Origin of the sequence: Sphingomonas sp. NIBR02145 (genome assembly GCF_027359115.1) — a bacterium.
Taxonomy (GTDB): domain Bacteria; phylum Pseudomonadota; class Alphaproteobacteria; order Sphingomonadales; family Sphingomonadaceae; genus Sphingomonas; species Sphingomonas kyeonggiensis_A.
Map to the genome: position 1 here is coordinate 3652857 of NZ_CP114791.1, position 21710 is coordinate 3674566.

At 68.3% G+C, this 21710-nt stretch carries 17 protein-coding genes; 11 read left to right on the top strand and 6 right to left on the bottom strand.

The window, feature by feature from the left end; translation table 11 throughout:
• Window positions 1–22: 22 nt before the first annotated feature.
• Window positions 23–3376, bottom strand: a complete 3354-nt coding sequence (locus tag O3305_RS16560; RefSeq protein ID WP_269573515.1) for a PAS domain-containing protein — start codon at window positions 3374–3376, stop codon at window positions 23–25.
• Window positions 3377–3472: 96 nt separating this feature from the next.
• Between O3305_RS16560 and O3305_RS16565 the strand changes: the two genes are divergently transcribed.
• From O3305_RS16565 to O3305_RS16575, 3 genes are read left to right on the top strand one after another with little or no spacing between them, the layout of a single operon-like run.
• Window positions 3473–4477 (top strand): fumarylacetoacetate hydrolase family protein, encoded by a 1005-nt coding sequence (locus O3305_RS16565; protein ID WP_269573516.1) that lies wholly within the window; start codon window positions 3473–3475, stop codon window positions 4475–4477.
• The gene (locus tag O3305_RS16570; protein ID WP_184162622.1) at window positions 4478–4912 is read left to right on the top strand and encodes a hypothetical protein; all 435 of its coding nucleotides are present in this window, start codon (window positions 4478–4480) and stop codon (window positions 4910–4912) included. It abuts the gene before it with no gap.
• A 40-nt stretch (window positions 4913–4952) separates the two neighbouring features.
• Entirely contained in the window at window positions 4953–5525 is a 573-nt protein-coding gene (locus O3305_RS16575) for a methylated-DNA--[protein]-cysteine S-methyltransferase (protein ID WP_269573517.1), read from the top strand.
• Here O3305_RS16575 and O3305_RS16580 read toward each other — a convergent pair.
• The 4 genes from O3305_RS16580 to O3305_RS16595 all read right to left on the bottom strand — a co-directional run bounded on the left by O3305_RS16580 (window position 5522) and on the right by O3305_RS16595 (window position 11862).
• Window positions 5522–6055: a 2'-5' RNA ligase family protein gene (locus O3305_RS16580; protein WP_269573518.1), complete on the bottom strand. Its 534-nt coding sequence runs from the start codon at window positions 6053–6055 to the stop codon at window positions 5522–5524. The genes O3305_RS16575 and O3305_RS16580 overlap by 4 nt on opposite strands.
• The gene (locus O3305_RS16585; RefSeq protein WP_269573519.1) at window positions 6055–9399 is read right to left on the bottom strand and encodes an error-prone DNA polymerase; all 3345 of its coding nucleotides are present in this window, start codon (window positions 9397–9399) and stop codon (window positions 6055–6057) included. Before O3305_RS16585 ends, O3305_RS16580 begins: the two co-directional genes overlap by 1 nt.
• Complete coding sequence (locus O3305_RS16590; RefSeq protein WP_269573520.1) at window positions 9396–10895, bottom strand: DUF6504 family protein; 1500 nt, start codon at window positions 10893–10895, stop codon at window positions 9396–9398. The genes O3305_RS16585 and O3305_RS16590 overlap by 4 nt, the downstream gene beginning before the upstream one ends.
• Before the next feature lie 217 nt (window positions 10896–11112).
• A complete protein-coding gene (locus tag O3305_RS16595) occupies window positions 11113–11862 on the bottom strand; it encodes an ImuA family protein (protein ID WP_269573521.1) in 750 nt (249 codons plus the stop codon).
• A 123-nt stretch (window positions 11863–11985) separates the two neighbouring features.
• On the opposite strand from O3305_RS16595, the gene O3305_RS16600 reads away from it, so the two are divergent.
• The 8 genes from O3305_RS16600 (at window position 11986) to O3305_RS16635 (ending at window position 20702) form a co-directional block, all read left to right on the top strand.
• Entirely contained in the window at window positions 11986–14139 is a 2154-nt protein-coding gene (locus tag O3305_RS16600; protein ID WP_269573522.1) for a M3 family metallopeptidase, read from the top strand.
• A 207-nt stretch (window positions 14140–14346) separates the two neighbouring features.
• Window positions 14347–15615, top strand: coding sequence for a 3-methyl-2-oxobutanoate dehydrogenase (2-methylpropanoyl-transferring) subunit alpha (locus O3305_RS16605; protein WP_269573523.1), 1269 nt, complete (start codon window positions 14347–14349; stop codon window positions 15613–15615).
• The gene (locus O3305_RS16610) at window positions 15612–16481 is read left to right on the top strand and encodes an alpha/beta hydrolase (protein WP_269573524.1); all 870 of its coding nucleotides are present in this window, start codon (window positions 15612–15614) and stop codon (window positions 16479–16481) included. Before O3305_RS16605 ends, O3305_RS16610 begins: the two co-directional genes overlap by 4 nt.
• A gap of 35 nt (window positions 16482–16516) precedes the next feature.
• Window positions 16517–17521: an alpha-ketoacid dehydrogenase subunit beta gene (locus O3305_RS16615; RefSeq protein WP_184164977.1), complete on the top strand. Its 1005-nt coding sequence runs from the start codon at window positions 16517–16519 to the stop codon at window positions 17519–17521.
• 5 nt (window positions 17522–17526) lie between these two features.
• Window positions 17527–18786, top strand: coding sequence for a dihydrolipoamide acetyltransferase family protein (locus O3305_RS16620; RefSeq protein WP_269573525.1), 1260 nt, complete (start codon window positions 17527–17529; stop codon window positions 18784–18786).
• Window positions 18786–19265, top strand: a complete 480-nt coding sequence (locus O3305_RS16625) for a GNAT family N-acetyltransferase (protein ID WP_269573526.1) — start codon at window positions 18786–18788, stop codon at window positions 19263–19265. The genes O3305_RS16620 and O3305_RS16625 overlap by 1 nt, the downstream gene beginning before the upstream one ends.
• Before the next feature lie 208 nt (window positions 19266–19473).
• Window positions 19474–19845, top strand: a complete 372-nt coding sequence (locus O3305_RS16630) for a VOC family protein (protein ID WP_269573527.1) — start codon at window positions 19474–19476, stop codon at window positions 19843–19845.
• A gap of 32 nt (window positions 19846–19877) precedes the next feature.
• Window positions 19878–20702: a hypothetical protein gene (locus O3305_RS16635; protein WP_269573528.1), complete on the top strand. Its 825-nt coding sequence runs from the start codon at window positions 19878–19880 to the stop codon at window positions 20700–20702.
• A 3-nt stretch (window positions 20703–20705) separates the two neighbouring features.
• On the opposite strand, the gene O3305_RS16640 is transcribed toward O3305_RS16635, so the two are convergent.
• Window positions 20706–21644 carry a hypothetical protein gene (locus O3305_RS16640; protein ID WP_269573529.1) on the bottom strand — a complete coding sequence of 313 codons (939 nt, stop codon included), beginning with the start codon at window positions 21642–21644 and terminating at the stop codon, window positions 20706–20708.
• Between the last annotated feature and the right edge of the window lie 66 nt (window positions 21645–21710).

Genomic DNA, 21710 nt, shown 5'->3' on the forward strand with positions numbered 1-21710 from the left:
CATGCGCGATTCGGTCAAGGCTTTATGCGTCCAGCGCGGTGCGCACCGCGGCGGCAAGTCGGTCCAGGTCGAAGGGCTTGGCGAGGATCGTCTCGCCGGCCACCCGGGCGGTTTCCGGGGCATAGCCGCTGGTCAGCAGTACCTTGAGCCCCGGCACCCTGGCGCGCGCATGCTCCGCCAGCTCGCGGCCGGTCATCTCGGGCATCACCACGTCGCTGAACAGCAGCGAGACGCGCAGCCCGGTGTCGATCAGCCGCAATGCCTCGGGCCCGTCGCGGGCGCCGACCACCTGGTAGCCAAGCTCGCGCAGCGCCTCGAGCGAGAAGTTGCGTACCCGCTCCTCGTCCTCGACCACCAGCACCAGCTCGCCCTCATGCCCTCGTGCCGGAGCAGCGGCCGGGGTTTCGGTGCGCGGCTGCAGCGCGGCGCCCGAATGGGCCGGCAGATAGAGCCGCACGGTAGTGCCGCGCCCTTCCTCGGTATCGATCCCCACCGCGCCGCCTGACTGGCGGACGAACCCGAACACCTGGCTCAGGCCCAGCCCGGTGCCCTTGCCGACCCCCTTGGTGGTGAAAAAGGGATCGAAGGCCCGCGCTGCCACTTCGGGGGTCATGCCGGTGCCGCTGTCGGTCACCGCGATCTCGACATAGTCGCCGGGCTGCAGTTCCAGCTCCGCCGCCTCGGCCGCCTCGAACCGGGCATTGGCGGTGGCGAGCACCAGCTTGCCGCCATGCGGCATCGCGTCGCGCGCATTGACCGACAGGTTGAGGATGACGTTCTCGAGCTGGTTGGGATCGGCGAGCAGCGGCGACACGCCGGCGGGCAGCACGGTTTCCACCGTGACATCGTCGCCCAGCGTGCGGACGAGCAGCTCGATCATCCCGCGCACCATCTCATTGGCATCGATCGCCATCGGGGCGAGCGGTTGCTGGCGCGAGAAGGCGAGCAGCCGCTGGGTGAGCGTGGCGGCGCGATTGGCGCCTTCGCGGGCGGCGCTGATATATTTGTCGAGGTCCCGGTTGCCCTGCTTCACGCGGCGCTCGAGCAGGTCGAGCGCGCCGATCACCACGGCGAGCATGTTGTTGAAGTCGTGTGCGATGCCGCCGGTGAGCTGGCCCACCGCCTCCATCTTCTGTGCCTGGCGCAACCGTGCCTCGGCCGCCATCAGCTGCTCGGTCCGCTCGCGCACCGCTGCTTCCAGCGCCTCGCGCGACCGGGCGAGGACTTCGCGCGCATCGACGATGTCCTGGATGTCGGTGCAGGTGCCGAACCAGCGGGTGATCGCGCCCTGCTCGTCGCGCACCGGCTGGGCGCTGCCGAGCACCCAGCGATACCGGCCCGATCGATGCTTGAGCCGATATTCGATCCGGTAGCGCGCGCCGGTGGCCAGGCTCTGGCGCCAGACGGCCCAGGCGCGCTCCTGGTCCTCGGGATGGAACATGTCGTTCCAGGCCTCGCCGTCGGTGCTGCCCGCCGGCACGCCGGTATATTCGTACCAGCGGTCATTATAGTAATCGTGATAGCCGTCGGGTTGGGTCGACCACACCATCTGGTCGATCGAATTGGCGATGGCGCGGAACTTGGCCTCGCTCTCACGTAGCGCCGCGACGGCCTCGATCCGCTCCACTGCATCCCAGGTCGTCTCGGCCACCGCTTCGATGAACGCGACTTCCTCCGGCGACCAGCGGCGCGGCTCGGCGGTATTGAGCGACATCACGGCCACCCATTGCCCGCCGCGCAGCAGCGGGACGCCGACGCCGGCACCGGCGAAATGGGCGAGGCCGGGCGCCTGTCTCGCGATGTCGTCCAGCACGACGCTGTGCCCGATGCGATAGGCCCGGGCATTGTCGCCGAGCGCCTCGATCGCCAGCGTGCCTTCAAGCGGCGCCAGCCGGTCGCTGGCCCAGGAGGGGCCGAAGCGCACTTCGGCGCCGTGCACCCGGTAGAAGCTCACCCGGTCGAGCCGCATCTGCTCGCCCAGGGCGGCGGCGGTGAAGCGCATCACCGCGTCGGCGGTATCGAGCGTGCGCTGCTGGTCGGCCAACGCGCCCAGGAATGCCTGGGCCTCGTTCGCTTCGCGGAGCTCTTCGGCAGCGTCGCGCGCGGCTTCCTCGGCCAGCTTGCGCTCGGTGATGTCGAAGGCGACGCCGGGGAAGCGCAGCGGATCGCCATTCTCGTCGAAGGTCGCCCGGCCCTGCGCGCTCACCCAGCGCGCGGTACCGTCGGGCTGGAGCAGCCGATATTCCTCGTTGAACGGCATGCGCTCCTGCAGCGTGCGGGCGATCCCCGCCTCGAGCCTGGGGCGATCCTTGGGGTGCACGTTGACGAAGAACTGCTCGATCGGGGTGCCTTTGCCGGCAAGCGCTTCGTCCACCCCGTATAGTCGCAGGAAGCGCGCATCGGCGGTAACCAGGTTGGCGGGCACGTCCCAGACCCAGGTGCCGACGCCGAGCGAGGCGTTCAGCGCCAGTTGCAGGCGCTCCTCGCTTCGGCGCAGTGCTTCCTCGGCGGTGGTCCGCTCGGTGACGTCATTGGCGGCAACGAAGATGTCGGTCGGGTTGCCGTTTGCGTCCTTGATCGGCTGGTAGACGAAATCGAGGAAACGCGTTTCGGGTGGTGCGCCGGGCTGGCGCTGGAGCAGTACCGGAATGCCGTCGGCGCGAAACGGCTCGCCGCTCACATAGACGCTGTCGAGCAGCGAGACGAAGCCCTGGTCGACCACCTCGGGCAGCGCCTCGGCGACGGTCATCCCCAGCACCGGCCGGCCGCCGACCAGCGCGAGATATTCGGAATTGGCGAATTCGAAGCGATGTTCGGGCCCGTGGAGCAGCGCGATCGCCCCCGGCGCCTGCTCGAACAGGTCACGCAGACGCGCCACTTCGGCGAGCCGTGCGCGCTCGGCGAGCACCGTGCGCGTGGTCTCATTGCCCTGGTTGAGCATGCCGGCGACGCGGCCTTCGGCATCGCGCACCGGGGTGAAGCTGTAGTTCCACCAGGTTTCCTGCGGGCGACCGTTCCGCGCCATCATCAGGCGCTGGTCGTAGATCGCGAAGCCGCGGCCGGTGTCGAGCACTTCGCGCATCTGCGGGCCGACGATATCCCAGATATCCGCCCATACCTCGCCGCCGGGCCGGCCCAATGCCCAGGGATGCCGCTCGGCCGGGATCGGAGCCCAGGCGTCATTGTAGAGAAGGAAGAGCTCCGGTCCCCAATAGACCGCGGTGGGGAAGGTCGAGCCCAGTGCCACATCGAGCGCGAATTTCAGCGCCTCGGGCCAGGTTTCGGGCGGGCCGAGCACATGGTTCGACCAGTCGAATGCGCGAATCCGCGCCGCCATCTCGCCTTCGTGATCCAGAAAGCGCAACGCAGCCCCCATGGCCCTTCGATGCGGGGCGTGCGCGGCCGAGTCAACTGACTGGATCAACTCGACTTGGCCGCGCGGACGGCTATGGATGGGGCAAAGGAGAGACTTATGAAGCTCGCAAGCCTGAAGAGCGGCCGTGACGGCAAGCTGGTCGTCGTTTCCACCGATCTGGCCTGGTATGCCAGTGCCGACATGATCGCCCCGACCCTGCAGGCGGCGCTCGACAATTGGGACCGGGTGGAAGCGGATCTGCGCAACCTCGCGACCGATCTCGATCACGAGGTGATCCCGCGCGAGCGTTTCCACGAACGGCTCGCCGCAGCGCCGCTGCCGCGCGCATTCCAATGGGCGGACGGCTCGGCCTATGTGAACCATGTCGCGCTGGTGCGTCAGGCGCGGAATGCCGAGATGCCCGACAGCTTCTGGCATGATCCGCTGATGTACCAGGGCGGCAGTGACGGCTTCCTCGGTCCGCGCGACGTGATCCCGCTCGCCGATGAGAGCTGGGGCTGCGACCTTGAGGGCGAAGTGGTGGTCGTCACCGGCGACGTGCCGCTCGGGGCTTCGCGCGAAGAGGCGCTCGCCGCGATCCGCCTGGTCGGCCTCACCAACGACGTCTCCCTGCGCAACCTGATCCCGGGCGAGCTCGCCAAGGGCTTCGGCTTCTTCCAGTCCAAGCCGGCCAGCGCCTTCTCGCCGGTCTTCGTCACGCCCGATTCGCTGGGCGACTGGTGGCAGGACGGCAAGCTGCACCGCAAGCTGATGGTCGATGTGAACGGGCAGGCTTTCGGCAGGGCCGATGCCGGCGTCGACATGACCTTCGATTTCGGCACGCTCGTCGCCCACGCCGCCAAGACGCGCAAGCTTGGCGCCGGCACGATCATCGGCTCGGGCACGGTTTCGAACCGGGGCGAGGATGGCGGCCCGGGCAAGCCGGTGAGCGAAGGCGGCGTCGGCTATTCCTGCCTCGCCGAGATCCGCACGATCGAGACGATCCGCGGCGGCGCCCCGGTCACGCCGTTCCTCAAGAAGGGCGACACGGTTCGCATCTGGGCCGAGGACGACAAGCACCACCCGATCTTCGGCGTGATCGAGCAGACCGTCGGGGGCTGAATGACGCGGGAGGATCGGCTGTTCGAGCGCGCCCGCGCGATCATGCAGCGGCGGGCCAATGGCCATTACCGGCCGATCCTCCGCCATCTCGCTCGGCGCGGTCATGCGCATGCGATGCTGGAACTGGCCGGGCTGTTCAGCCAGGGCAACGATCCGGCGGACCTGGGCGTGATGTCTCGGGCGGGAACACCGGCCTGGCTCTACCGGCGTGTGTGGATGCGGGGTGGCCCTTATGCGTGCCTTGCCGCGCAGAATCTTGCGATGAGCCGGTTCAACATCGGGGATTTGCACGGCTACCGCCTGTGGCTGCGGCGGGCCCAGATGCTCGGCGACAACGATTCCGGGTTGGAGCTCGATCGCTTCGAGACGCGGCTACCCTTTGGTGATGCGCGCGCGATCGGGCGTGGCCGCCCCTGGCGTCGCAACGAGCGCTGAGCCGGTTGCGAACGGCGGAACGAGTGCCGATCTCCATCGCATGGCCGACGAGTGCTTCTATACCGTGTTCGAGACCGTGGCGGGCTTCGCCGCCATCGGCTGGAACGGCACGGGCATCAACAGCTTCCGGTTGCCGGCGGGCACCGCGGGCGAGGCCGAACGCGCGCTGCTCCGGCGCCTTCCGGACGCGAGGGCGGTGGTTCCGTCTCCGCCGGTGCAGGCGGTAATCAACCAAGCCCTGCGCTATTTTGCCGGGGAGCGTGTCGACTTTGCAGCCGTGCCCGTCGATCTCGGGCCGCAGCAGCCCTTCTTCGATCGCGTCTACACCGCGGTCCGCCGCCTCGGCTGGGGCGAGACGGCGACCTATGGCGCGATCGCGAAGCTGCTCGATGCAGGCCCCGAATTCGCCCGCGATGTAGGCCAGGCGATGTCGGCCAATCCGGTGCCGCTGATCATTCCGTGCCACCGGGTGACGGCGGCGAACGGGCGGATCGGCGGCTTCTCGGCGCCCGGCGGTTCGCATTCCAAGGCGCAGATGCTCGCGATCGAGGGTGTGGAGGTGCGGGACGGCGTGGTCACCCGTGACGTGCCGCAGCTGGGATTAGGTTTCTAGAAGCCGAACCCGCCCTGCCGATCGACCAGCGGCCAGCGGCCCAGTTCGATATGTCGGTGCGCGCCCAGGATCGAATGGATCAGCACGAAGTCGGTCGCGTCCCAGCCGATCGGCTCGATCGTCCGCGTGAACGGCCGGCCCTTGCGGTAGAGCAGAGTGACGTGCGGGTGGAAATCCCAGGCACCGCGCAGCAGTCCGGCGTGGCGCAGCCCGTCCTGCAGCTTGCGGCCCAGTTCGGCCAATGCATCGATCCTGCGGCTGGGCTTGAGCGCGATCGTCTCGTTGCCGGCGGACACCCGGTCGAGCCGTACCGGCACCGGCGCGGCGGAGACCTGCTCGCCGATCTCGATCAGCCGCTTCATTTCGGCATAGGGCTGGCGCGCATAATCCTCGGTGATGCCGAGCGTGATGTGCAGCCGGTCATTCTCGACGATGGTCTCGGCCAGCCCCAGCTGGTCGCGCTGCACCCCGATCAGGTTGCGGGCGAGCGGCGAGGGACGAAGCGCATAGAAGAAACGGTTTCCAGGCATCAGTGAAAGTCCCTTGAGCGTACCGGGATCAGGTCCGGCGTCTTGAGGCTGCGGCGGGGCGGCCAGCTTTCGAGCGCGCGCTGGCGCGGCAGCTTGAGCCGGTCGCGTGGATCGATCTCGCCGCCATGCGTCGCGCCGTCACCGGGCATGGTCATGCGGGGAAGTTCGAGCTCGCCGACTTCGCGCAGCCACGGAGTGAGGTCGGTGATCTGCTCGGCGACCAGGTGGATAACGATCCCCTCGCGCTGCACCTTGCCCTTGATCGCCAGCATCGTGGCGGACATCACGGTGCGGCGATTGGCCTCGAACCGGTCGGCCCAGAGTACGGCATTGGCGATGCCGGTCTCGTCCTCCAGGGTCACGAACACCACGCCCTTGGCGCTGCCCGGTCGCTGGCGGACCAGGATCAGTCCGGCGACTTCCACCCTCTGGCCATCCTTCATGTTCAGCAGGTCCGCGCACTGCGCGATCCGTCGTGCCGCCAGGCGATCACGCAGGAACGTGAGGGGATGGGCGCGCAACGAGAGCTGGGTCGCGCGATAATCCTCCACCACTTCGCGGCCGGCGCTCAGCGGCAGCAAGGCCACCTGCGGCTCGACCACTTCGGCCACGGTTGCACCCTCGCGCGCATCGGCGGCGGCGAACAGGTCGAGCGGTGCCTGGCTGAGCCCCTTGATCGCCCAGAGCGCCTGGCGCCGGTTGAGGCCCAGCGCCTGGAAGGCATCGGCGCGGGCGAGCCGTTCCAGCGCGGCCGGCTTCACCCGGGAGCGGCGCCAGATATCCTCGATCGACGTGAAGGGGGCTTCTGCGCGGGCGTCGAGGACCTTGCGCGCATCTTCCTGCGCCAGTCCCTGCACGATCCGCATGCCGAGTCGGATCGGCTGCAGGCTCTTCCAATCCGCCTCGGTGCCGCAGAAACGTGCGTCCTGTTCGCGCAGGTTCGGGCCCTCGGGTACCATCCGCGTGTCCCAGTCGCTGTCGTTGATGCACACGGCGCGCGCCTCGACACCGTGGGTGCGGGCATCGCGGATCAGCTGCGCGGGCGCGTAGAAGCCCATCGGCTGCGCATTGAGCAACGCGGTGCAGAACACGTCCGGATGATGGCATTTCATCCAGCTCGAGGCATAGGCGATCTTGGCGAAGCTGGCGGCGTGGCTCTCGGGGAAGCCGTAATTGCTGAAGCCCTTGATTTGCTCGACCAGCTGCGCGGCGAAGGTCTCGTTGATGCCGTTGCGGCGCATGCCTTCGATCAGCTTCGGGCCGAATTCGCCGATATCGCCGCTCGACTTGAAGGTCGCCATCGCCCGGCGCAGCCGGTCGGCCTCGCTCGGCGTGAAGTCCGCCCCGACGATCGCCACCTGCATCGCCTGCTCCTGGAACAGTGGCACGCCCAGCGTCTTCTTCAGCACCGCTTTCAGCCTGGGCGAGGGATAATCGACCAGCTCCGGATTCTGCCGGCGTTTCAGATAGGGATGCACCATGTTGCCCTGGATCGGCCCTGGCCGGACGATCGCGACCTGGATGGCGATGTCGTAGAAGCAGACCGGCTTCATTCGCGGCAGCATCGACATCTGCGCGCGGCTCTCGATCTGGAACACGCCGAGCGTGTCCGCCTGCTGGATCATCTTGAAGGTCAGGGGGTCTTCCTCCTGCATCTTCGGCGAGGCCAATGTCAGGTAGGTCCGCTTGTGCTCCGCCAGCAGGTCGAACGTGCGTCGCATGCAGCCGAGCATGCCGAGGCCGAGGATATCGACCTTCATGAAGCCCAGCTCCTCGATATCGAGCTTCTCCCATTCGACGACATGGCGTTCGGCCATGGCCGCGGGCTCGACCGGGATCAGGTCGTGCAGCTTGTCGCGGGTCAGCACGAAGCCGCCCGGATGCTGCGACAGATGGCGCGGTGTGTTCACCAGCTGGCGCGCCAGTTCCAGCGTCAGCGCCAGCCGCGGATCGCTGCGATCGAGGTTGAGCGCGTCGGCATGCTTGTCGTCGACGTCGTTCGACCAACCCCAGACCTGCGAGGAGAGCGCCGCGGTCATGTCTTCGGGAAGGCCCATCGCCTTGCCGACTTCGCGCAGCGCACTGCGCGAGCGGAAGCGGATGACGACGGCAGTCAGCGCGGCATGGTCACGGCCATAGCTGTCATAGATCCACTGGATCACTTCCTCGCGTCGCTCATGCTCGAAGTCGACGTCGATGTCGGGCGGCTCCTTGCGTTCGGTCGAGATGAAGCGCTCGAACAGCAGCTGGTGGACGATCGGATCGATCGACGTGATGCCGAGCGCGAAGCAGATCACCGAATTGGCGGCGCTGCCCCGCCCCTGGCAGAGGATCTGCTGGCTGAGCGCGAACTGGACGATCGAATTCACGGTGAGGAAATAGGGCGCATAGTCCATCTGCTCGACCAGCCCGAGCTCATGCCGAAGCAGGTCCTGATGCGCCTGCGAGGGCTTGCCCGCGAATTTCTGCTTGAGCCCGTTCCAGGCGAGCGCGGCGAGCGCTTCCTGCGCGGTGCGGCCATCGAGGACTTCTTCCTCGGGATATTGATGCTTCAGCTCCCGCAGCGAAAAGGTGCAGCGTTCGGCGATCGCTTCCGAAGCCGCCAGCGCTTGCGGATAGTCGCGAAAGCGTCGCGCCATTTCCGCGGGCGACTTTAAGTGCCGGTCGGCGTTGCGCTCGCGGCGGAAGCCGAGTTCGTCGATCGTGCATTTCTCGCGGATCGCGGTGACCACGTCCTGCAGCATCCGCCGGTCCGGCGTATCGTAGAGGACATCGCCGGTGGCGAGCGGGGTGAGCCCGAAGCGCTCGGCGGCAAGATTGAGTTCGTGCAGTCGCAGTGCGTCGCCCGGGCGGCGATGCTGGGTGAGGCAGAGATGGCCGCTCGCCCCGAAGATATCCGCCATCCAGCGGAGTGAAACCGGATCACCGGTATCGGCCAGCCCCGGAACCAGCGCGCCGACCAGCCCCTGTGCGGCGTCGGCCAGATCGTCCCAATGGAGGAAGCATTGGCCTTTTTCGCCCTTCTGCGCATCGGCGCGCGACTTGCCGAGAGTGAGCAGCCGGGTGAGCCGGCTCCACGCCGTGCGATCCTCGGGCCAGACCAGCACCGAGCTGCCATCGACCAGGTCGAGCCGGCAGCCGGCGATCATCCGGATCGGCACGCCGAGCGCGCTGAATTGCTCGGCGGCCACCAGCGCGCGCACCACGCCGCCCACCGAATTGCGGTCGACGATGCCGAGCGCCGGCAGGCCGAGCAGGGCGGCCTGCCGGAACAGATCCTCGGGTGAGGACGCTCCGCGCAGGAACGAGAAATGCGTCGTCACCTGGAGTTCGGCATAGGTCATCCGAACACGCCGTGGAGATACCAGCTGAGGTCGCCGGTCGCCGCGCGCTCGCCATCGCCGGCGCGGAACAGCCAGTAGCGGCGGCCGGCCTCGTCCTCGACGCGGAAATAGTCGCGCACGCTCAGCCGCTCGGCATCGCGCTTCCACCATTCGCCCTGCACCCGCTCGGGCCCATCGGCGCGGATCACCTGGTGCGGGCGCCCGCGCCAGGTGAAGCGGCGGGGGGGCTGGTCGGGCAGCTCGGCGATGACGTGATCGAGCCGTTCGGGCCGGCGCAGCAGCCGGGCGGGCTTGGGCCAGGCCGGATGCCAGGGATGGAGCGCGGCGCTGCGATCGAGCTGGCGGACATCGTCGACCTTCGGACGCTCGCCGTTGCGTATGGGAGGGTCGAGCACCGGCGCCCGTGCCAGGGAGCGCTCGGGCATGTCGCTTTCCACGGCACGCATCCGCCACATCGCGTCCTGGCCGATCCGGGTCGCCAGCGTGTCCACCAGCGTGGTGATGTCGGGCGCCGCTTCCTCGTCGAGCCGTTCGACCACCGGTTCGGGCCCGAGCGGCGCGGCGCGGCGGACATGCAGGGTGATCGCGTCGATCCCATAGCCCGGCTCGACATCCTCGATCCGCCGCTTGAGCAGGCGGAGCAGATGCGCGGGGTCGCGATTGGGCCGGGCCAGGCCGATGCGGATGCGCTGCGGCACCCCGTCGATCCGATCGGCGATGCATTCGAGCGCCTGCACCCCCAGCCCTTCGTCCTCGAGCGCGGCGGCAAGGCGCGGAGTGAGCTGGCCCAGCCAATGCTCGATGGCCTCGGCGCTGGCGATCGGCTCGGCGAAGCGCTGCCGCACGGCGATGCTTTCGGGCGGGATCACCGGATCGAGCGGCTCGGCGATACGACCCAGCGCCTGGTCGAGCCGCAGGACCGTCGCAGCGCCGAAGCGGCGCGTGAGCGGTGCGCGGGGCAGGGCGGCGAGTTGACCGATCCGGTCGACTCCCAATCGCTTGAGCAGCTCCGCTGCGGCTTCGTCGATGCGCAGCGCCGGCGTGGGCAGCCCGGCCAGCGCACGCGCCTGTTCGCCCGGCGGGCAGAGGCAATGGCCATGATAGCGTGCCAATGCCCAGGCGGCGCCGGGCGTGTCGGCGATCGCGATCCGCGCGGTGAAGCCGGCGCGCGCGAGCAGGCGGACGATGTGTCGCGCCATTTTCGCTTCGCCGCCGAACAGATGCGCGGTGCCGGAGAGATCGAGGAACAGCCCGTCCTCGCCCGACAGCGCCACGCAGGGCGACCAGCGCCGGGCGGCGAGGATGGCGAGGCTTCTGAGCGAAGCGAGATCGCCCTCGGGATCGGCGGGGCGGATGTCGAGCCCGGGGACCTGCGCGCGTGCCTGGGTCACCGCCATGCCGGGCCGCAGTCCCAGCGCCTGGGCGGCGGGACAGGCGGCGGCGATCTCGATCCGGCTGCCGTTGCGCAGGGTGGTGATAAGCGGGGCGAATTCCAATTCCCTCTCCCGCTTGTCGGAGAGGGTGGCCGAGCGCAGCGAGGTCGGGTGAGGGTGTGAACGAGCCGCGTCCGAGCCACCCTCACCTTGAGCTTCTCTCGCAAGCGGGAGAGGGAGAGAGTCATCCTCCCGGGCCCATTTCGCGCCCGGCCGCCAATGCCCCGCATGCTGTGCGGGCTTGCGCAAGGGCGCCTGGGGCGTGGGGAGGGCGCGCGCGTCAGGCTGCGCGGCGGGGCGCCGTTCCGCCCGCCACAGCCTTTCGATTGGCCATAACGGGAGGAAGAGCGCAGCGACCCGTTGCATCGCATGCCTCCACGATTGTCTCGAAACCTTCTCCCCCCTTTTGCCGTGCCAGCGCCAGCTTCCAGCGTGGTCGGCCGACACCGGCCACGGGCAGGGGCGTCGAGGGCGCGCAGGTCACCCGCCAGCGCGTCACCGCCGCCGATGGCATGGCGATCGGATCGCTGCCTTCGCGGGCCGCGCGTTTCATCAGCAGGGCGATCGTCCGCCCGCCCTCGGCCGCCAGCTGCAGGCGGCGGGTCGCGGTCATGTCCGCGCGCTTGGCCTCGCCGATCACCGCGCCGAGCCCACGATGGCGCAGCCCTTCCTCCATCACCGCGAGCAGCTCGGCATCGTCCTTGGCTTCGGCATAGATCAGGCGCTTGGGATCGAGGCCCGACTGGGCGAGCCCCGGCGCGAACAGGTCGCGCCGCCGGACCACCCAAAGCACCGGCCCCCAGGCGCGCGCCGCGATGCCGGCGAGGAACAGCGTTGCCGCGCAATCATCCGCCATGTCGCTGGTGCCCGCCGCAACTTCGTGCAGTGCGTCGAGCCGCAGCCCCTCGTCCGCCAGCCGCGAATCGATCTCCGGGATCCCGAAGGGCAATGCCGGGCGCCGGCGGAATCCGCCGGTCTCGAGCCCTTTCAGGCTCTCGCGCAATTGCTTCAGGACGGCAGGATCGGCCATGGCCTCACGACTCGGGAGAACGGAATGTTCTTATTGTGTTCCCTATTCGTCCGGAGTCAATTGCCATTCCGCCCCAGCCCCCTAAGCTGGCCGCAATCGCAGAATTCAGGGGACCCCGCGCAGATGATCCGCAACTTCAGCCGCCGTCAGGCGCTTCTCGGCACCAGTGCCGCACTTGCCACGCCTTTCCTGGGGAGCCTGATGGCCCACGCTGCCGAACCCGTCGATGCCTCGCCTTTGCTCAAGCCCTGGCCGGGCGGCTATGGCGGCGTGCCCCCCTGGGACAAGTTCAAGGCCGAGATGTTCCCCGCCGCTTTTGAAGTCGCGGTCGCCGAGCAGCGCCAGGAGATCCACGCGATCCGCAACGCGCGCAGCGCCTCCACTTTCCACACCGTGATCGAGCCGATGCAGAAGGCCGGCGACACGATGGACCGCGTGTTGTCGGCCTGGGGCGTCTACACCAGCAACCTGGCCGACAAGCAGGTGCAGGCGATCGACCGCGAGTGGAGTCCCAAGCTCACCAAGGCGAATGATGAGCTGTTCCTCGATCCCCTGCTCTTCGCCCGGGTGAAGGGGGCGTATGACACGCGTGCCCGGCAGAAGCTTGATGCCCAGCAGACTCGCCTGCTCGAGCGGAGCTATCGCGGCTTCGTTCGCCGCGGCGCCGCGCTCTCCGATGCCGAGCGCGCCGAAGTCAGCCGCCTCAACCAGGCGCTCGCCTCCGCCTTCTCCGATTTCAGCCGCAAGCTGCTTGCCGACGAGGAGACCTGGATCGTCCTCGACAGCGAAGCCCAGCTCGCCGGCCTGCCGGACAGCTTCAAGGCATCGCTCGCCAGTGCCGCGACCGAGCGCGGGCTCACCGGCAAATGGGCGGTGGTCAACACCCGCTCCTCGGTCTCGCCCTTCCTCACCTACTCGACCAACCGCGGCCTGCGCGAAAAGGTCTGGCGCGCCTTCGTCTCGCGCGGCGACAATGGCAATGCCAGCGACAACAAGGCCGGCATCGCCGAGATCCTCAAGCTGCGCCAGCAGCGTGCGAAGCTGCTCGGTTTCAAGAACCATGCATACTATCGCATGGACGACACCATGGCCGAGACCCCGGCCAATGCGATGAAGCTGATGATGGCGGTGTGGCCTGCCGCCCGCGCCCGCGTCGCCGAAGAAGTCGCCGACATGCAGGCGCTCGCCGACGCCGAAGGCACCAGGGGGGAAGGCCCGAAGATCACCATCGAGCCCTGGGACTATCGCTTCTATGCCGAGAAGGTCCGCAAGGCGAAGTACGACCTCGATGAGAGCGAGGTGAAGCCGTATCTCGAGCTGAGCAACATCCTCCAGGGCGCCTTCTACGCCGCCAACCGGCTCTATGACCTGGGCTTCAAGGAAGTGAAGGACGTGCCGGTGTTCGACCCGGCAGTGCGCACCTTCGAGGTTACCGACACGCGTACCGGCAAGAATATCGGCATCTTCTATTTCGACGGCTATGCCCGCTCGGGCAAGCGCTCCGGCGCCTGGGCCACGCGCTATCGCGGCCAGCAGAAGTTCGGCGGCGCCCGCAACACGCTCGCCTCGAACAACAACAATTTCGTCAAGGGCGGCGCCGGCGAGCCGACTCTGATCAGCCTCGACGATGCGACCACGCTGTTCCACGAGTTCGGCCACGCGATCCACAGCCTGCTCCAGAACATCACCTATCCGGGCCTCGCTGGCACGCCGCGCGACTTCGTGGAGTATCCCAGCCAGGTGAACGAGAACTGGCTGCTCACCCGCGACGTGCTCGACAAATACGCCAAGCACTACAAGACCGGCGCGCCGATGCCGCAGGCGCTGGTCGACAAGATCGAGAAGTCCTCCACCTTCAATCAGGGCTTCGACACGGTCGAGTATCTCGCCTGCGCGATCCTCGACATGCAGCTGCATGATCGCGAAGTGCCGGTGACCGATATCGCCGCGTTCGAGAAGGAAGCGCTTGCCGCGCTCGGCATGCCCAGGGAGATCGTGCTGCGCCACCGGTTGCCGCAGTTCAGCCACCTCTTCTCGTCGGACGCCTATTCGGCCGGCTATTATTCCTATCTCTGGTCCGAGACGATGGACGCGGACACCTGGGCGGCGTTCCAGGAAACCGGCAATGTCTGGGACAAGGCCACGGCCGACCGCTTCCGCGCCACCCTGCTTTCCACCGGCAACGAGACCGACCGCAAGCTCGCCTATCGCGCGTTCCGCGGGCGCGATCCGGACGTGTCGGCACTGTTCAAGCGGCGCGGCTTCCCGGTCGCGTAAGCCTCCTAACCCCTTGCCTTCCGCTTCCCCGGCGAAAGCCGGGGAGCAGTATTGAACATCGGTCGGGCTCGAATTCCCAGCGGCCCACCCGGCATTTCAGGTCAGCACCCCTGACCTACTTGCGCCAGTCTTTGAAATTTTATAACAAAGGTGCGAAACGTGATTCCCGAGCGTTTGGCAACGGGAACCTATGTCCGGAGAGTCCATGTGAGCGAGCGCGACCGCGCCAACCTGCCCCCGCTTGCGTTGCACGTGCCCGAGCCGCGCTTCCGCCCGGGCGACGAGGCGGACTTCGGCGACATCGTGGTGCCGCCCGCCGGCGCCACCCGCCGGCCCGACACCGCCGACCGTGCCGACAGCTTCCATGAGCTGGCCTATGGCCTGGTCCGCGTCCTCGATGACGAAGGCAATGCCGTCGGCCCCTGGGATCCGCGGCTCGATGCGGATGCCAAGCGCCGCATGCTCCGGTCGATGGCACTCACCCGCGCGTTCGACGAGCGCATGTTCCGCGCCCAGCGCCAGGGCAAGACCAGCTTCTACATGAAGTCCACCGGCGAGGAGGCGGTGTCGATCGGCGCGGCGAGCGCGCTCGCCAGCGATGACATGTGCTTCCCCTCCTATCGCCAGCAGGGGATCCTCATCACGCGCGGCTATCCGATCGTGTCGATGATGAACCAGATCTATTCGAACAAGGCCGATCCGCTCGAGGGCCGCCAGTTGCCGATCATGTATTCCTCGAAGGAATTCGGCTTCTTCTCGATCTCGGGCAATCTCGCGACGCAATATCCCCAGGCCGTCGGCTGGGCGATGGCGAGCGCGGCCAAGGGCGACACCCGCATCTCCGCCACCTGGTGCGGTGAGGGCTCGACCGCCGAGGGCGACTTCCACTCGGCGCTCACCTTCGCGACCGTCTACAAGGCGCCGGTGATCTTCAACGTCGTCAACAATCAGTGGGCGATCAGCTCCTTCTCGGGCTTTGCCGGGGCCGAGGCGACCACTTTCGCGGCGCGCGCGATCGGCTATGGCATCGCCGGCCTTCGCGTCGACGGCAATGACGCGCTGGCGGTGTACGCCGCGACCGAATGGGCCGCCGAGCGCGCGCGGACCAACCAGGGCCCGACGCTGATCGAGCATTTCACCTATCGCGCCGAAGGCCATTCGACCTCGGACGATCCGACCGCGTACCGTTCGGCCGGCGAGCCCAATGCCTGGCCGCTCGGCGATCCGATCCGCCGCCTCAAGGAGCATCTCATCAAGCTCGGCGAATGGGACGAGGAGCGCCACGCCGCGCAGGACCTCGAGCTCGCCGAGCTGGTCAAGGCATCGCAGAAGGAAGCCGAGAAGAACGGCATCCTCGGCCACGGCATGCACCAGCCCTTCGAATCGATGTTCGAAGGCGTGTTCGAGACGATCCCCTGGCATCTCAAGGAACAGCAGCAGCAGATGCTCGACGAGCAGAAGGCGGCCGGCCTGTGACCCTGGTCCTTACCCGCCGCGGTCTGGTTAAGGGGGCTTGTGCGCTCGGCGCGCTTGCGCTGCTCCCGCCCGGCCTGCTCCACGCCGCCCCGATCGGCGATCCCGAGACGATCGACCTCGCCGTCTCGCCGACCCGCTCGACCAAGCTGTTCATCTGGAAGCCTGCCCGCCCCAGGGGCGTGGTGTTGTTCTCGACCGGCCATGGCTCCTGGCCCGAGCGCTATGCGCGGCTGATCTCGGTGCTGCTCGGCGAGGGTTTCGTCGTGCTCGCGCCCTTGCATGTCGATTCGATGCACTATCCGGAGCGCGACAAGTTCACCTTCCTCTCCGGCTTGATCGAGCGGTTCGCGGATATGCGCGCGACTGGCGCCCATGCGGCCCAGGCATTTCCCGGCCTGCCGGTGATCGCGGCCGGGCACAGCTTCGGCACGCTCACCTCGCTGTGCCTGGGCGGTGGCCTTCCGCACTTCAAGGCGCGCAATCCGGCGGTGAAGGCGGTGCTCGGCTTCTCCTCACCCGGCAAGCAGCCCGGCCTGGTTCCGGATAGTGCGTATAGCAGCGTCCAGGTGCCGGTGATGATGGTGACCGGCACTGCGGACGCGCTGCCGCCGGTCATGGGCCATGCCACCCCGGCGAGCGAACATCTCTTCCCGGCGGAGACCGCACCGGCGGGCACCTATGCACTGGTCGTCGAGGGCGGCGATCACCAGCTGGTCGACGACGCCGTCCGCTTCCCGCGCACCGAGGCGCCGGTGAAGCTGTTCGTCGAGGCCTATGGCCTGGGCGACGCCGGCGCGCGCCGCAAGCTCGATACATGGAAACCTTCGGCGGGCGACCGCTGGACCCTTCGCAAGGCACAGGCATGACCGATACGGTCACGGATATGGGTGCGATCACCCAGATGAACATGATCCAGGCGATCAACTCCGCCATGGACGTGATGATGGCGCGCGATCCGAACGTGGTCGTGATGGGCGAGGATGTCGGCTATTTCGGCGGCGTCTTCCGCGCCACCGCCGGGCTCCAGGCCAAATATGGCAAGACCCGCGCCTTCGACACGCCGATCACCGAGATCGGTATCATGGGCGTGGCGATCGGCATGGGCGCCTATGGCCTGCGCCCGGTCCCCGAGATCCAGTTCGCCGATTACATCTATCCGGCGCTCGACCAGCTCGTCTCCGAAGCGGCGCGCCTGCGCTATCGCTCGGCGGCGGACTTCACCGCGCCGATCACGATCCGCTCGCCCTATGGCGGCGGCATCTTCGGCGGCCAGACGCACAGCCAGTCGCCCGAGGGCATCTTCACCCACGTCTCGGGCATGAAGACGGTGATCCCCTCGACGCCCTATGACGCCAAGGGCCTGCTTATCGCGGCGATCGAGGACAATGATCCCGTCCTCTTCCTCGAGCCCAAGCGCATCTACAATGGCCCGTTCCACGGCCATTATGACCGCCCGGCCAAGACCTGGGCCGATCATCCCGGCGCCCAGGTGCCCGAGGGCCATTACCGCGTCGAGTTGGGCAAGGCTTCGGTGGTCCGCCCGGGCGAGGCGGTGACGATCCTCTGCTACGGCACGATGGTCCATGTCGTCGCCAACACGGTCGAGGAACTCGGCATCGACGCCGAGATCGTCGATCTGCGCACCCTCGTTCCGCTCGACATCGAGACGATCGAGGAATCGGTGAAGAAGACCGGTCGCTGCCTGATCGTCCACGAAGCGACCCGCACCTCGGGCTTCGGCGCCGAGCTTTCGGCCCAGGTCCAGGAACGCTGCTTCTACCATCTCGAAGCCCCAATCGAGCGCGTCACCGGCTTCGACACGCCCTATCCGCACAGCCTGGAATGGGCCTATTTCCCCGGCCCGGTCCGTATCGGCACCGCCCTCAAGAAGATCCTGAAGGACTGATCCGCATGGCACGCTTCACGTTCCGCCTGCCCGATATCGGCGAAGGCATTGCCGAGGCCGAGATCGTCGCCTGGCACGTCAAGGTCGGCGACCGCGTCTCGGAGGACCAGCAGGTCGCCGACATGATGACCGACAAGGCCACGGTCGAGATGGAATCGCCCGTCTCCGGCGTGGTGGTCGCGCTGGCCGGCGAAGTCGGCGAGATGGTCGCGATCGGCTCGGGGCTGATGGTGATCGAAGTCGAGGGCGATGCCGAAGCGGCCGCGCCTGCCGCTGCCGAGACTCCGGTCGAGGAGCAGGTCGAGGCGGAAACGCCGGGCGTCGAGGAAGTTGTCGAGGCTGCTCCGGCGCCCGCTCCCGCTCCGGAACCCGCGCCCGTCGCCCTGCCCGAGCCGGCCCCGCACAAGCAGGTCCTCGCCAGCCCGGCGGTTCGCGCGCGTGCGAAGGATCTCGGCATCGATCTCGCCAGCGTGAAGGCGGATGGCAACCATGTCCGCCACGCCGATCTCGACGCCTATCTCCGCTACGGCAGCGCCCAGGGCTATCACGCCCCCCATGCCAGCCGCGCGCGCGACGATCAGCCGATCAAGGTCATCGGCATGCGCCGCCGCATCGCCGAGAACATGGCTGCATCGAAGCGCGCGATCCCGCACTTCACTTATGTCGACGAGATCGACGTGACTGCGCTCGAAGCGATGCGCGCCGACCTCAACGACAATCGCGGCCAGCGCCCCAAGCTGACCATGCTGCCGTTCCTGATCGTCGCGATCTGCCGGGCGCTGCCCGATTTCCCGATGATCAATGCCCGCTATGACGATGAGGCCGGCGTGGTCACGCGCCATGGCCGTGTCCATCTCGGCATGGCGGCGCAGACCGATGCCGGGCTGATGGTGCCGGTGATCCGCGATGCGCAGGACAAGAATGTCTGGCAGCTCGCCAGCGAGATCTCGCGCCTCGCCGAGGCCGCGCGCACCGGCAAGGCGAAGAGCGAGGAGCTGTCCGGCTCCACCCTCACCGTGACCTCGCTCGGCCCGCTCGGCGGCATCGCCACCACGCCGGTGATCAACCGTCCGGAAGTCGCGATCATCGGTCCGAACAAGATCGTCGAGCGCCCGATCTTCCAGGGCGACGAGATCGTCCGCGCCAAGCTGATGAACCTGTCGATCTCGTGCGACCACCGCGTGGTCGATGGCTGGGATGCGGCGAGCTTCGTCCAGGCGGTGAAGAAGCTGGTCGAGACCCCCGTGCTGCTGTTCGCCGACTGATGCGCTGGCGGGCGATGGAGGCGGGGGACCTCGACGGTGTCGTCGCGGTCGCCCGCATCGCCTTCCCGGACCATCCCGAGGGGCGGGCCTGTTTCGCCGAACGGCTCGCGCTCGCGCCGGGCAGCTGTTTCGTGCTCGATGGCGCGGACGGCGTGGCCGGATACCTCATCGCCTATCCCTGGCCGCAGGGAGCCATCCCCCCGCTCGACACCTTGCTCGGCGCGCTGCCCGAGAGCCGGGCCAGCTGGTATCTCCACGATCTCGCCCTGCTTCCCGAGGCGCGGGGCGGCGGCAATGCCCGCGCCGGGCTCGCTTTGCTGCTCGCGCAGGTCGATGCGCCGATCGCGCTGGTCTCGGTAAACCAATCCGCCGGTTTCTGGCAGGCCCAGGGTTTCGTGCCCCGGGAAAGCCCCGAACTCCGCGTCAAGCTCGCCAGCTATGGCCCGGACGCCCGCTACATGATCCGCCCGGCCGGTTGACGGAGCGCCCGCAAAGCCGCAAAATCCTGCCGTCGATAAAGGGCCATGGACCGGATAGGTAAGCCCGGCCGCTCCGCTGTCCGCGGAGAACCTGTACCCCGCAAGGGGACCCGCGACGAGACGCCGGCGCAGTTGCGCGCCGGTGGCTCGGCGGGTGTGACCTGAACGATCCCACGCACGCGCCGGGCCTCAACTTGAGGAACGACCAATGCGCCTGAACCATCTCGACCTTCCCGTCCCCGACATCGCCGAGGCCCGCGCCTTTTTCGAGCGCTGGCTGGGCTTCCGCCACCTCCAGACCCTGGGCGACAACGGCCTGTCGATCCTTGTCGACGGCGCCGGCCTCGTGCTGGTGCTCAGCCGCCTCCAGCGTGGCGGCGCGCAGGGCTTCCCCGAGGGCTTCCATATCGGCTTCCACCTGGCCGACGAGGTGGCGGTGACCGCGCTCCACGCGGCGCTGGCGGCCGAGGGGCTGGCCGGCGATCCGCCCGTCCACCAGCGCGGCGCCTTCGCCTTCTACTTCATCGCGCCCGGCAAGATACTCGTCGAAATCACGCATCGTCCGCCACCAGGCGACTGACAGGTGTCACGCCGGCCTGCTAGGAGGGGATCATGCACTTCGATCTCCTCCAGTCGATCAGCCTCGCCGGCGATGTCTCCGTTCCCAATGACGACCGCGCCGGCTTCGTGCGCGGCCATGCCTGGGTGATCGACGGCGCGACCGATCTCGGCCCGCCCGGGCTGGTCGGCAGCCAGGGCGGCGCGGCCTGGCTGGCGAGCATCGCGCACGGTGCCTTCACCGTCTCTCCGGCCGCGTCGGTCGAAGCGCTGTTCGGCGATGTCGGCGATGCGATCCTCGCCGGCTGGGAGCGCGACCGCACCCGCGATCCCGAGGATCGCTGGGAATATCCGCTCGCCTCCTCGCTCGCCACCCGGCTCGGCGAAGGCGTGCTCGAGATCGGCTGGCTCGGCGACTGTGTCGGCTTCCTCTGGTCCGGCGGCCCGGTCACCCGGCTCGGCCCGGTCCGCGAGATCCGCGATTCGGAGGCCGAACGCGCCGCCAGCCTTGCCGCGCACGGCCTGGGCAGCCCCAAGCGCTCCGCCCCGATCCTCGCCAATCTCCGCGCCACCCGCGGCCGCCCCGGCATGCGCGTGCTCAGCGTCGATCCCGAGCATATGTCGGAAGTCGCCGGCGCCAGCATCGCCTGTGCGCCGGGCGACGAGCTCTTCCTGATGAGCGACGGCTATGCCGCGCTGATCGACAGCTACGGCACCTATGACGACACGACCCTGATCGAGGCGATCCGCAGCCGCGGCCTCGCCGCTATCGCCGAGGAGCTGCGCGCGATCGAGCAGGGCGACGCCGCCTGCACCCGCTTCCCGCGCTTCAAGACCTCGGACGACGCGACCGCGCTCTGGCTGCGGATCGGCGGCTGAGCCTTACTCCCCCGCGTAGATCGAGCGGCTCAGCGCGGTGCGCACCTGCTCGCGCCCGGCAAGGATCCGCTCGCGCGCGGCCCGGTCGAGCGCCTCGGCCTCCTTCGCGATCGCCTGGCGCTTCGCGCTCACTGCCTTGAACGCCGCCGTATCGCTGCCGCTGCCGAAGCCGAAATAGCCATTGGCGTTGGTCCAGCTCTTGCGCGCGAGCAGCGTGCAGAGCTCCGCCGTCGCATCGAGCATCGCCTGCTGGTTGGCGAGCAGCGGGTCGGCCTGCGCATCGCCGGCGATCTTCGCGATCCCCAGCTTGGCGGCCTTGGGCAGGCTCGCGCCGCCGATCGCCTCGGCCAGCGCCTTGCGCCGGGCGAGCCGCGCCAGGCTCTGCTCGGCGGCGAGCGCGCGGACCTGCGCGATATCGCCGCAATGGCCGATCACCTGCGGGTTCTGCTGGAGCATATAGGGGCTGGTCAGCGCCCCCGCGCCGAACTTGCCCAGCGCCTCGCCATAGGCGCGCGCCGCGGCCTGATCTTCCTTGATCGACGAAAGATAGAGGCTCGAGACCGGCCCGCGCGATGCCGCGCCGGCGGGCAGCGACGGCGTGCCGTCGGTGCCCAGCTCCATGTCGGCGAAGCTGCTGGCATCGGCGCGCGATCGCGTCTGGAACTGGCCATGCGCAACCAGCGCCGCCCCGGCGCCCGCGCCGATCAGCAGCGCCAGCGAGCCCAGCTTCCAGCCCAGCCCGGCATGGCGCGTCGTCGCCAGGAATCCGATCAGCCACAGCACCAGCCCGGCGGCAGCCCCCCCCACCAGCAGCGCCGGCAGCGGCACGGGCTCGCAGAAATGCGGCCCCAGCACGGCGGCCAGCACCAGGATGGCGCCTCCCACCAGAGTCGCGACTACCGGATGGCCATAAGGGCCTTCCCGATCCCATTCGTCAGACATGATTCCCCCTCTTGTCTGACAAGAGTAGCGAGGAAGCATTTCGGTGCAATCGCTTTGCGACGGCAA